At 74.0% G+C, this 12,110-nt stretch carries 10 protein-coding genes; 5 read left to right on the top strand and 5 right to left on the bottom strand.

Annotated features, from left to right (window positions below; all coding sequences use genetic code 11):
• Positions 1-29: 29 nt before the first annotated feature.
• Positions 30-1,694, bottom strand: a complete 1,665-nt coding sequence (hutU, locus tag K7I03_RS19990; RefSeq protein ID WP_185945604.1) for a urocanate hydratase — start codon at positions 1,692-1,694, stop codon at positions 30-32.
• Positions 1,695-1,848: 154 nt separating this feature from the next.
• Here hutU and K7I03_RS19985 point away from each other — a divergent pair, with 154 nt between their 5' ends.
• On the top strand, positions 1,849-3,219 hold the full coding sequence (locus tag K7I03_RS19985; RefSeq protein WP_224347125.1) for a type III PLP-dependent enzyme domain-containing protein: 1,371 nt from the start codon (positions 1,849-1,851) through the stop codon (positions 3,217-3,219).
• Here the strand turns inward: K7I03_RS19985 and K7I03_RS19980 are convergent.
• Positions 3,203-3,805, bottom strand: coding sequence for a hypothetical protein (locus K7I03_RS19980; protein ID WP_185945603.1), 603 nt, complete (start codon positions 3,803-3,805; stop codon positions 3,203-3,205). The genes K7I03_RS19985 and K7I03_RS19980 overlap by 17 nt on opposite strands.
• A 485-nt stretch (positions 3,806-4,290) precedes the next feature.
• Here K7I03_RS19980 and K7I03_RS19975 point away from each other — a divergent pair, with 485 nt between their 5' ends.
• Positions 4,291-4,440 carry a hypothetical protein gene (locus K7I03_RS19975; protein WP_185942711.1) on the top strand — a complete coding sequence of 50 codons (150 nt, stop codon included), beginning with the start codon at positions 4,291-4,293 and terminating at the stop codon, positions 4,438-4,440.
• Positions 4,441-4,447: 7 nt separating this feature from the next.
• Here K7I03_RS19975 and K7I03_RS19970 read toward each other — a convergent pair whose 3' ends face one another.
• Positions 4,448-5,299 (bottom strand): MurR/RpiR family transcriptional regulator, encoded by an 852-nt coding sequence (locus tag K7I03_RS19970; protein WP_185942710.1) that lies wholly within the window; start codon positions 5,297-5,299, stop codon positions 4,448-4,450.
• 87 nt (positions 5,300-5,386) lie between these two features.
• On the bottom strand, positions 5,387-6,790 hold the full coding sequence (locus K7I03_RS19965; protein ID WP_185942709.1) for an acyl-CoA synthetase: 1,404 nt from the start codon (positions 6,788-6,790) through the stop codon (positions 5,387-5,389).
• A 101-nt stretch (positions 6,791-6,891) separates the two neighbouring features.
• Here K7I03_RS19965 and K7I03_RS19960 point away from each other — a divergent pair, with 101 nt between their 5' ends.
• Positions 6,892-7,323 carry a hypothetical protein gene (locus K7I03_RS19960; RefSeq protein WP_185942708.1) on the top strand — a complete coding sequence of 144 codons (432 nt, stop codon included), beginning with the start codon at positions 6,892-6,894 and terminating at the stop codon, positions 7,321-7,323.
• 489 nt (positions 7,324-7,812) lie between these two features.
• Here the strand turns inward: K7I03_RS19960 and K7I03_RS19955 are convergent, their stop codons facing one another.
• Positions 7,813-9,198, bottom strand: coding sequence for a cystathionine beta-synthase (locus K7I03_RS19955; protein ID WP_185942707.1), 1,386 nt, complete (start codon positions 9,196-9,198; stop codon positions 7,813-7,815).
• Between the two features lie 183 nt (positions 9,199-9,381).
• Here K7I03_RS19955 and K7I03_RS19950 point away from each other — a divergent pair, with 183 nt between their 5' ends.
• Positions 9,382-10,428: an SGNH/GDSL hydrolase family protein gene (locus K7I03_RS19950; protein ID WP_185942706.1), complete on the top strand. Its 1,047-nt coding sequence runs from the start codon at positions 9,382-9,384 to the stop codon at positions 10,426-10,428.
• A 287-nt stretch (positions 10,429-10,715) separates the two neighbouring features.
• A complete protein-coding gene (locus K7I03_RS19945; RefSeq protein ID WP_185942705.1) occupies positions 10,716-11,936 on the top strand; it encodes an acetyl-CoA C-acetyltransferase in 1,221 nt (406 codons plus the stop codon).
• Positions 11,937-12,110: the final 174 nt, after the last annotated feature.

Genomic DNA, 12,110 nt, shown 5'->3' with positions numbered 1-12,110 from the left:
GTCCTCAATCGCCGGACGGGCTGAATGGGTCACGCCTGCTCACCCTCGCGCATCGGCACCCGGACGCCCCGGTTCTCGGCCACCGACTCCGCGATGTCGTACCCGGCGTCGACGTGCCGGATCACACCCATCCCCGGGTCGTTGGTCAGCACCCGGCGAATCTTCTCGCCGGCCAGCGGCGTGCCGTCGGCGACCGTCACCTGGCCGGCGTGGAGGGAGCGGCCCATTCCGACGCCGCCGCCGTGGTGGAGGGAGACCCAGGAGGCGCCGGAGGCGACGTTGACCATGGCGTTGAGCAGCGGCCAGTCGGCGATGGCGTCGGAGCCGTCGAGCATGGCCTCCGTCTCGCGGTAGGGCGAGGCGACGGAGCCGCAGTCGAGGTGGTCGCGGCCGATGACGACGGGGGCGGACAGTTCGCCGCTCGCCACCATGTCGTTGAAGCGCTCGCCGGCCCGGTCGCGCTCGCCGTAGCCGAGCCAGCAGATGCGGGCGGGCAGCCCCTGGTAGTGGACGCGTTCCCCGGCCATCTTGATCCAGCGGGCCAGGGATTCGTTCTCGGGGAAGAGGTCGAGGATCGCCTTGTCGGTGCGGGCGATGTCGGCGGGGTCGCCGGAGAGGGCGGCCCAGCGGAAGGGGCCCTTGCCCTCGCAGAACAGCGGCCGGATGTAGGCGGGGACGAAGCCGGGGAAGGCGAACGCCCGGTCGTAGCCGGCGAGCTGGGCCTCGCCGCGGATGGAGTTGCCGTAGTCGAAGACCTCGGCGCCGGCGTCCTGGAAGCCGACCATGGCCTCGACGTGCTTCGCCATGGACTCCCGGGCGCGCGTGGTGAAGCCGGCCGGGTCCTTGGCGGCGGCGTCGGCCATGTCCTCGAAGGCGATGCCGGTCGGCAGGTAGGCGAGCGGGTCGTGGGCGGAGGTCTGGTCGGTGACGATGTCGATGGGCGCGCCCATCGCGAGGAGCTGCGGGACGAGCTCGGCCGCGTTGCCGAGGACGCCGATGGACAGCGGGCGGCGGGCGTCGCGGGCCTCGACGGCCAGCCGGAGCGCGTGGTCGACGGAGTCGGCCTTCACGTCGAGGTAGCGGTGCTCGATGCGGCGGTCGATGGCGCGCGGGTCGCAGTCGATACAGATCGCGACGCCGTCGTTCATGGTGACGGCGAGCGGCTGGGCGCCGCCCATGCCGCCGAGACCGGCGGTGAGGGTGATCGTCCCGGCGAGGGTGCCCTGGAACTTCTTGGCGGCGACGGCGGCGAAGGTCTCGTAGGTGCCCTGGAGGATGCCCTGGGTGCCGATGTAGATCCACGAACCGGCGGTCATCTGGCCGTACATGGTGAGGCCGAGGGCCTCCAGGCGGCGGAACTCCTCCCAGTTCGCCCAGTCGCCGACCAGGTTGGAGTTGGCGATCAGGACGCGCGGCGCCCACTCGTGCGTCTGCATCACGCCGACCGGGCGGCCCGACTGGACGAGCATGGTCTCGTCCTGCTTGAGGGTCCGCAGCGTGCGGACCATGGCGTCGAAGGAGCGCCAGTCGCGGGCGGCCTTGCCGGTGCCGCCGTAGACGACGAGCTTGTCGGGGTGCTCGGCGACCTCGGGGTCGAGGTTGTTCTGGAGCATGCGCAGGGCGGCCTCCTGCTGCCAGCCCAGGGCGCTGAGCTCGGTGCCTCGCGGCGCTCGCACGGGTCGCGGTCCTGACATGGGCCCTGCCTCCCTGACTCCCGGCCTCGACGGACGCCGGCCTTTTTGAATAGAACTTCTGCACATACTGGGCCGGTGAATACGTCTAGTCAACAGGTGGGGCGGGCCCCTTCGCGCCGTGGCGCCGCGCCGGGTCCGGTGGTGAAGTAGGAGCGTGGGCCTGAAGGGGAACGGTCGGTCGGAGCCCGGCCCGGCGGAGCGGCGGGACGCCGCCGTCCGGGCGGCGGTGGCGCGGGGGCTGGTGGACGAGGGGCACCCGGTGGCCGGGTTGCTGGACGTGGCCGGGATACGGGCGTCGGCGGCGGCCCTGCGCGCGGCGTTCGACGAGGTCCGCACCGGCGGCGGGCAGGACGTGCTGCACGCCTTCGCGGTCAAGGCCGCCTCCCTGGTGCCCGTGCTGCGGCTGCTCGCCGACGAGGGGCTGGGCTGCGAGGCGGCCAGCCCCGGCGAGCTGGCCCTGGCCCGCGCCGCCGGCGTGCCGCCCGGCCGCATCGTCCTCGACTCCCCCGCCAAGACGCCCGCCGAGCTGTGCGAGGCGCTGGCGCTCGGCGTCGCCGTCAACGTCGACAGCCGGGCCGAACTCGCCCGCCTCGACGCCCTGGTGGCGGCCGGCGGGCCGCCCGCCGCCCCGCTGGGCGTCCGGGTCAACCCGCAGGTGGGCGGGGGCAGCATCGGCGCGATGAGCACCGCCACGGAGAGCTCGAAGTTCGGCGTCGCGCTGCGCGACCCGGGCGCCCGCGCCTGGCTGCTGCGGGCGTACGCGGACCGCCCCTGGCTGACCCGGCTGCACGGCCACGTCGGCTCACAGGGCTGCCCTCCGGAGCTGCTCGCGGAGGGCGCGCGGATCGTCTACGAGCTGGCCGAGGAGATCAACGCGCTCGCCGGGCGGCAACAGGTCGACACCCTGGACATCGGCGGCGGCCTCCCCGTCAACTTCGCCTCCGACGAGGAGATCCCGAGCCACCACGACTACGCCCGGCTGCTCGCCGCGACCGTACCGGGGCTGTTCGACGGGCGGTACGGGCTGGTCACCGAGTTCGGCCGGTCGCTGACGGCCAAGCACGGCCTGGTGCTGGCCCGGGTGGAGTACGCCAAGTCGGCCGGGGGCCGCCGGATCGCCGTGACGCACGCGGGCGCCCAGGTGGCGACCCGGACGGTGTTCGCGCCGGACGCCTGGCCGCTGCGGGTGGCCGCGTACGACGCCCGGGGGCTGCCGAAGACGGGCGCGCCGGTCGCCCAGGACGTCGCCGGGCCCTGCTGCTTCGCGGGCGACCTGGTGGCCGTGGACCGGGCACTGCCGCCGCTGGAGACCGGCGACCACGTCGCCCTGCTCGACACCGGCGCGTACTACTTCTCCACCCCCTTCGGCTACAACGCGCTGCCCCGGCCGGGGGTGTACGGGTGGGTCGGTGCGGGGACGGCGGGCGGGGTGCGGTTCGCGCCCGTGCGCGCGCCGCAGACGCTCGACGAGCTCGTCGCCGAGAGCGGGGGCGCGCACGCGGCGGCGCTCAGCGGGCTGCGCTGACCGCCGGGCGGCGGCCGGCGGGGTGCCGGGGACGGCGGGCTCCGCCCGGGGCGGCGTCGCCCGCCGCGAGGCCGGTGGTCAGATAGCCGCGGACCCGCTTGCCGGCCGGGCTGCCCTTCGCCCACTCCGTACGCACCCACAACAACGCCTCCGCCCGGCGCTCCAGCCCGCCCAGCCACTGGGCCTTCGCCCACAGGCCCGCGCCCAGGCCGGCCATCGCCAGGCCGGCGGTGCCGGGGGCTACGAGGGAGGAGGCGACGGCGGCCGGGAAGGCGAGTGCGAGCCACCAGCGGCGGCCGCGGTGCCAGCTGCGCACGGTCACCGCGCGGTCCTGGAGGTACACCGCCTTGCCCGCCCGCGACGCGGCGTGCGCGAAGTGCGCGTAGCGCTTCCGTCGGGCCGTGAACGCGGCGGTGGCGGCCGCCAGGAACAGGGCCGCTCCGGCGAGCAGGCCGACGCGGCGGCCGGTGAGGCCGGGGAGGGTGGCGCCGATGCCGGCCGCCAGCAGGCCGAGCCACCACAGGGGGGCGGCTGGTGCTCGCACGATCACCGCTACGCGGGCCAGCGCGCAGTGTCCACGTCCCATCGGAAACCTCCTCACATCGGCTGAATTCCGCGGGCAGGGTAGCGGGCGAATCTGAGGAGAAGCTGAGGATGACCGGGCGGGGGCGCCTGCGGCGGGCTGTGCCCCCGGACCCGCCCCTTCGCCGATTCCTGGGGCTGCGCCCCAGACCCCCTTTCGCGGCTTCGCCGCTCGTCCTCAAACTCCCCCAGAGGGGGACCCCCAACGGGCTGAATAGGGCGCCCACTCCAGCCCGTCTGGGGGCACCCCCTCTGGGGGAGTTTGAGGACAACCGCGCGGAGCGCGGTTTCGGGGGTGCGGGGGCCGGCCCCCGCAAGAAACGGTGAAAGGGCGGGGCCGGGGCACCCCACATGACCGAACGATGACAGCAACGTCATACCCCGGTATCACCCACCGCTGAGCGCCCCGGTATGACGTGTACGCGCCTCTGACCCCGCTACCGTCAAAGCAGCGCACGGGAGCGGAACAACGAGCGGAGGCACGCGGAAATGCCGGTCGACAAGCGGGGGTTGAGGCGACGCGCAGCGGTCGCGGTGGTGGCGCTGGTACTGACAGGGCTGATGAGCGTCCTGGGGTCGGCGACGGAAGCCGGCGCGCAAACGCCGCAGCACACGGCCGCGGGCATGCAGGCCCGCTGACCTCACGTCACTCCGTGAAAAGCCCCCGCACCGCCGCCTTCGCGTCGAACTCCTCCAGCCGCGCCTGCGCGTCGGGCAGGGCGTCGCACATCGCCTCCAGCAGCACCCGTCCCAGCAGCATCGGCGCGCAGGCGGTGTCGAAGACCAGGCCGGTGCCCACAGCGGCGGGCAGCAGGAGGTCGCTGTGGCGGGCCACCGGGGCGAAGGTGGAGTCGGCGACGGTGACGACGGTGAGGCCCGTGCTCCGCGCGTACTCCAGCGCCTCGACGACCTCGCGCGGGTGGCGGGGCAGCGCGAAGCACAGCAGGACGCTCGCGCCGGCCCGTACCGCCGCGTCGAGGCGGTCGACGAGGAGGCTGCCGCCCTCGTCGAGCAGCCGGACGTCGGGGTGCACCTTGCGGGCGAAGTAGGTGAAGCCGGCGGCCTGGGCGCCAGCGGCGCGCAGGCCCAGCACGGGCAGCGGCCGGGACGCGGCCAGCAACCGCCCGGCGCGGGCGACGGGCTCGGGGTCGGCGAGCAGCGAGGCGAGGTGCCGCAGGTTGTCGATCTCGGCGTGGACCGCCTGCTGGTACGCGTTCTCCGTGGCCGGTGCCGTCTCCGGCGCCGCCGGGACCGCCTCCCGGAGGTGGCGGCGGAGCGCCGGGTAGCCGTCGAAGCCGAGGGCCACGGCGAAGCGGGTCACGGACGGCTGGCTCACGCCGGCGAGTTCGGCCAGTTCCACGCTGGAGAGGAAGGGCGCGTCGGCGGCCCGGCGCACCATGCAGTGGGCGATGCGGCGCTGGGTGGGCGTCAGCCGGTGCCCTTCGAAGAGCTTCTGCAGCCGTGCGGTGGCCTCCGGTGCCGCGCCGGTCTCCGTCATCCGCTCTTCCTCTCCCGTCCGCCCCGGGCCATTCACCGGGCCCGGGCTCTGCATGGAATTATGCAGCCACCGGCCGGGCCGGCGCCCCTACAACCCCTCCAGCAGCTTCTTCTGCGGCTTGCCCATGGCGTTGCGCGGCAACGCCTCCAGGAACCGGACCCGGCGCGGCCGCTTGTGCACGGACAGCTGACCGGCCACGAAGTCGATCAGCGCCTGTTCCGTCACGCCCTCCGCCACCACATACGCGACGATCTCCTGGCCGAGGTCGTCGTGCGGCAGCCCGACGACGGCCGCCTCGGCCACCGCCGGGTGGTCGAGCAGCGCGTTCTCCACCTCGCCGGCGCCGATCCGGTACCCGCCGGACTTGATGAGGTCCGTGGAGGCGCGGCCGACGATGCGGTGGGTGCCGTCGGGATCCAGCGCGGCGATGTCGCCGGTGCGGAACCAGCCGTCCGCGGTGTGGGCGCGGGCCGTGTCCTCGGGGCGGCCGAGGTACCCGGAGAAGAGGGTGGGGCCGGACACCTCCAGCTCGCCGATGCCGCCGCCGTCCTCGACGGCCGCGATCCGGGTGCGCGTCCCCGGCAGCGGCACGCCGACGCGTCCGGGCACCCGCTCCCCGTCCGCCCGCGCGGCGACGGTGATCAGCGTCTCCGTCATGCCGTACCGCTCGACGGGCCGCTGCCCGGTCAGCGCCTCCAGCTCACGGAAGACCGGCGCGGGCAGCGCGGCGCTGCCGGAGACCAGCAGCCGCGCCCCGGCCAGCCGCCGCGCCGCGTCGGGCGTGCCGACGACGCGGGACCACACCGTCGGCACGCCGAAGTACAGGCTGCCGCCCGCCGCCGCGTACGCCTCAGGGGTCGGCCGCCCGGTGTGGACCAGCCGGCAGCCCGTGCGCAGCGCGCCCAGCACGCCGAGGACGAGCCCGTGCACGTGGAACAGCGGCAGCCCATGGACCAGGGTGTCCTCCGCCGTCCACTGCCAGACGTCGGCGAGCCCGTCGAGGCAGGCCGTGATCGCGTCGTGCGGTATCAGCACGCCCTTGGGGGCGCCGGTGGTGCCGGAGGTGTAGAGGATCAGCGCCGGACGGTCCGGGTCCGCCGCCCGCTCGGGGTGGTCGGCCCGCTCCCGGATGTCGACGGGGACGGACGCGACACCGTCGCCGCCGTCGCCATCGCCGTCCTCCGCCTCCCCGCCGAGGACGAGCTCGGCGCCGGAGTCGCGCAGGATGTGCCGCCGTTCGACGGGCCCGGCGTCCGGCGGCAGCGGCACCACGGGCACCCCGGCGAGCAGTCCGCCGACGACCGCGACGGCCGTCTCGGCCGTCGCCGTCGCGCGGACGGCGACGCAGGCCGCGCCGGCGATCCGGTGCGCCACGGCCCCCGCGGCGCCGAGCAGGTCCTCGCGGGAGAGGGTCCGTCCGGCGAAGGAGAGGGCGTCCGGCCGGTCGGCGGTGTCGCCGTCGGTGAGGGACGACAGGAGGGCGGCTGTCACGGGCTGCTCCTTCCACGGAGCCGCCCCGGGGGCGGCCCCACTGCGGATACTGGTGCTGCCCCCACCGACGGGGGCCACGGGCCGACCGTACCGTTGTCGCCATGACCGGCCACGACCCTGATCTGAAGCCCGACCTCAAGAAGGACCTCGACGCGTCCCTCCAGGCCCGCAAGGAGCTGGGCGCCGACTACGAGGCGGAGCTCGTCGACTCCTTCCTGGAGAAGGTGGAGGACAAGCTCGACGGCGCGGTGGCGCGCCGGCTGCGCCGCCAGGCCGCCGAGCAGCAGATGACGGCCGCGCGCGGCGGGAAGCCCGGCGCGGGCGGCGAGTTCGGCACCTTCGGCGAGCGCTTCGGCTTCGCGACGGTGACGCTGGTGCTGGCGATCCCGCTGTCCGCGATCGGTGTGGGCAGCGCCGGGCTGGCCGGTCTGCTGGTGACCTGGGCCGGGATCGTGGGGGTCAACGCGGTGCACGTGCTGCACGCGTTCCCGTGGCAGCGGAACCAGGGCCGCGACGGCTCGGAGTGGGACTGACGGGCCGTCCACCGGGCCGCCGGTGACCCGGGGGAAGGACTGCGCGGGGGCCGCCGCACCCCGGGCCGAGCCCGGGGCCGGGACGGCGGCGGTCCCCCGCGGGGACGCGGCCCGGGCCGTAGGGCGCCGGTCACCGCGTCCGGACGGCCGTGGAGTCCGGGAGCCGCTCCGGAAGTCCCGCCGTCGCACCGATGTGCCGTCCGGGGCGCTTCCGCCCCCGCGGCACGCCTCCAGTGTGGCGGGGCCGTGTTAAGTCCGTGCTGCCGTCGCGTGACACATACGTTCCTTTTACGGGACGGGCGCGGGCGTTGACGGCTCCCGAACGGCCCGGAGCGCGACCGGTTGAGGGCCGCCCGGAGCACGACCGCTGACGGCCCGGAGCGCGGCCCCGAACGGCCTCGGAGCGCGACGGAGCCCGCCGGCCCGGCTCACACCGGTTCCGACGGGCTCCGCCGGCCGTCCCCGACCCGACCCGGGCCGGGCCGCGGACTACTTGCTGCCCTCCGCCAGGAACGCCAGCAGGTCCTGACGGCTCACCACACCGGTCGGCTTGCCGTCGACCAGCACGATCGCCGCGTCCGCCGTGCCCAGCACGGCCATCAGGTCGCCGACCGGCTCGCCGGAGCCGACCTGCGGCAGCGGCGCGCTCATGTGCTTCTCCAGCGGGTCGGAGAGCGAGGCGCGCTGGGTGAACAGCGCGTCCAGCAGCTCCCGTTCCACGACCGAGCCGATGACCTCGGCGGCCATCACGTCCGGGTGCCCGGCGCCCGGCTTGACGATCGGCATCTGCGAGACGCCGTACTCGCGCAGCACCTCGATCGCCTCGCCGACGGTCTCCTCGGGGTGCATGTGCACCAGCGAGGGCAGGCCGCCGTCCTTGCGCCGCAGCACGTGGCCGACGCGGGCGGCGTCGCCCGGCTCCTCCAGGAAGCCGTAGTCCGCCATCCACTCGTCGTTGAAGATCTTGCTGAGGTAGCCGCGGCCGCTGTCCGGCAGCAGGACGACCACCACGTCGTCCTCGGTCAGCCGCTCCGCCAGGCGCAGCGCGCTGACGACCGCCATGCCGCAGGAGCCGCCGACCAGCAGCCCCTCCTCGCGGGCGAGGCGGCGGGTCATCTGGAAGGCGTCCTTGTCGGACACCGCGATGATCTCGTCGGTCACCGTGCCGTCGTAGGCGGTCGGCCAGAAGTCCTCGCCGACGCCCTCGATCAGGTACGGGCGGCCGGAGCCGCCGCTGTAGACGGAGCCCTCGGGGTCCGAGCCGACGACCTTGACCTTGCCGCCGCTGACCTCCTTCAGGTACCGGCCGGTGCCGCTGATCGTGCCGCCGGTGCCCACGCCCGCGACGAAGTGCGTGATCTTGCCCGCGGTCTGCTCCCACACCTCGGGACCGGTGGAGTGGTAGTGCGACAGCGGGTTGTTCTGGTTGCTGTACTGGTCGGGCTTCCAGGCGTTGGGGATCTCACGGACCAGCCGGTCGGACACGTTGTAGTACGAGTCCGGGTGCTCCGGGTCGACGGCGGTGGGGCAGACGACGACCTCGGCACCGTAGGCCCGCAGCACGTTGATCTTGTCCTGGGACACCTTGTCCGGGCAGACGAAGACGCACTTGTAGCCCTTCTGCTGGGCCACCATCGCGAGGCCCACGCCCGTGTTGCCCGACGTCGGCTCGACGATGGTGCCGCCCGGCTTCAGCTCACCGGACTTCTCCGCGGCCTCGATCATCCGCACGGCGATGCGGTCCTTGACCGAACCGCCGGGGTTGAAGTACTCGACCTTGGCCAGCACGGTCGCCTTGATGCCCTCGGTCACGCTGTTGAGCCTCACGAGCGGGGTGTTCCCGATGAGCTCGATCATCGAATCGTGATACTGCACGGTGGTCTCCGCGGTCGGGGGCACTAGCGGTTCGTCGCGTGCCCGTACAACCAGCCTATTCGGACGATTCGAGGGCCGAGTGCACCAGTGACGCGTTGCACTGGCCGGTGCTCGGGGCACGTAGCCATCAACACGGTCGAGCAAGGGTGCACAGCGCTCGTGGAGCGGGAGGAGACCCGCCTTATGTCCATGTCGAGGGCGAGGGCAGCGCGACGGATCGCGGCGGCGGCGGCGTACGGAGGCGGCGGCATCGGGCTGCTGGGCGGGGCGGCCCTGGGGCTGCTGCTGACCGAGGTGGCACTGGCCCGGCGGGTCGTCGGCGGCAACCACGACACCCCGCCGCAGGCGGACGGCCGCTACGGGTCGGCGTTCGTCCACCGGGCCGGGAACGAACCCCTGGTCCTCGGCATGCTGGGCGACTCCACGGCCGCCGGCAAAGGCGTCCACCGGCCCCGGCAGACGCCCGGCGCCCTGCTGGCCACCGGGCTGGCGGCGGTCGCGGAACGGCCGGTGGACCTACGGAACGTGGCGCTCTCCGGCGCCCAGTCCTACGACCTGGAGCGACAGGTCACCCTGCTGCTGTCCGGCCACGACCGGGCACCCGACGTCTGCGTGATCATGATCGGCGCCAACGACGTCACCCACCGCGTGCCCGCCGCCCGCTCGGTCCGGCTGCTGTCGGAGGCCGTGCGCAGGCTCCGCGAGGCGGGCTGCGAGGTCGTGGTCGGCACCTGCCCCGACCTCGGCACCATCGAACCCGTCTACCAGCCGCTGCGCTGGCTGGCCCGGCGGCTGAGCCGCCAGCTCGCGGCGGCCCAGACGATAGGGGTGCTGGAGGCGGGCGGGCGCTCGGTCTCGCTGGGCGACCTCCTCGGCCCCGAGTTCGAGTCCAACCCGCGCGAACTGTTCGGCCCCGACAACTACCACCCCTCGGCGGAGGGCTACGCGACCGCCGCCATGGCCGTCCTCCCCACGCTCTGCGCCGCGCTCGGGCTGTGGCCGGAGGACGAGGAGCGGCCGGACGCCGCCCGCCGCGAGGGCATCCTGCCGGTGGCCCGGGCCGCGGCCCAGGCGGCGGCCGAGGGCGGCACGGAGGTCACGGCCGCGGCTCGGGGGCGCTGGGCGCTTCTCAAGCACCGCCGGCGCCGGCAGCTTCCGCCCCCGGAGGGGCCGGAGGGACCGGGGGACGGGCCGGAGCGGCACCATGTGTGGCACCGGGTGGGGAGGTAGCCCCGGACCCTCCCTTTCTCCGTTTCCTGCGGGGGCCCTGCCCCCGCACCCCGAAGCGCCCTGCGGGCGCTGTCCTCAAGCGCCGGACGGGCTGATTCAGCCCGTCCGGCGCTTGAGGACGAGCGGCGCAGCCGCGACACCCGGCGCGGAGCGACAATGGACGGACAGCCCGCCGCCGTCACCCGGCCCGACGGCCATGAGTCACATCACAGCCGCCGCCCCGTGACCTTGACCTTACGTGCGGGTAACTTCACCGGAGTCCTGCCGTCGCGCCGACTGGAGCCGTGATGCCCGAAGCCGTGATCGTCTCAGCTGCTCGTTCCCCCATCGGCCGGGCCTTCAAGGGCTCGCTGAAGGAGCTGCGGCCGGACGACCTGACCGCCACGATCATCCAGGCCGCCCTCGACAAGGTCCCCGGCCTGGACCCGCGCGAGATCGACGACCTGATGCTCGGCTGCGGCCTGCCCGGGGGCGAGCAGGGTCACAACCTCGCCCGGATCGTCGCCGTGCAGATGGGCATGGACCACCTGCCCGCCACCACGATCACCCGCTACTGCGCCTCGTCGCTCCAGACCTCGCGGATGGCCTTCCACGCCATCAAGGCGGGCGAGGGCGACGTCTTCCTCTCGGCGGGCGTCGAGATGGTGTCCCGGTCCGTCAACGGCACGTCGGACGGCATGCCCGGCACCCACAACCCGCTGTTCGCCGACGCCGAGGCCCGCACCGCGGCCCGCGCCGAGCAGGGCGGGGAGGGCTGGCACGACCCGCGCGAGGACGGCCTCGTCCCGGACGCCTACATCGCGATGGGGCAGACGGCCGAGAACCTCGCCCGGCTCAAAGGCATCACCCGCGAGGAGATGGACGAGTTCGGCGTCCGCTCGCAGAACCTCGCCGAGCAGGCCCTCGCCAACGGCTTCTGGGAGCGCGAGATCACCCCGGTGACCACCCCGGACGGGACGGTCGTCGCGAAGGACGACGGTCCGCGCGCGGGCGTCACCATGGAGGGCGTCAGCGGCCTCAAGCCGTCCTTCCGCCCGGACGGCCTGGTCACGGCCGGCAACTGCTGTCCGCTGAACGACGGCGCCGCCGCCCTGGTGATCATGTCCGACACCAAGGCGCGCGAGCTGGGCCTCACCCCGCTCGCCCGGATCGTCTCCACCGGCGTCTCCGCCCTCTCCCCCGAGATCATGGGCTACGGCCCGGTCGAGGCGAGCCGCCAGGCGCTCAAGCGGGCCGGCATGACCATCGGCGACATCGACCTCGTCGAGATCAACGAGGCGTTCGCCGCGCAGGTCATCCCGTCCTACCGCGACCTGGGCATCGACATCGACAAGCTCAACGTCAACGGCGGCGCCATCGCGGTCGGCCACCCCTTCGGCATGACGGGCGCGCGCATCACCGGCACGCTCATCAACTCGCTCCAGTTCCACGACAAGCAGTTCGCGCTGGAGACGATGTGCGTGGGCGGCGGCCAGGGTATGGCGATGGTGATCGAGCGGATGAGCTGAGCTGATCACTCCGCCCGCCTCCCGTTCGTGACCCAATCTCCCCCAGGATGTGACCAACGTCCCGGGGGAGATTCGTTTCCGCTGGTCAGCTATGTTGAAGTCACCACCCCCGGGCCCTAAGTCCCGCCGGTTTCATGACGTTTCGCACTGGGGACCGGGGAAGCCGCGCGCGAA

The sequence above is a fragment of the Streptomyces mobaraensis genome, assembly GCF_020099395.1.
Lineage (GTDB): Bacteria > Actinomycetota > Actinomycetes > Streptomycetales > Streptomycetaceae > Streptomyces.
This window is presented reverse-complemented; position numbering and strand designations above follow the sequence as displayed.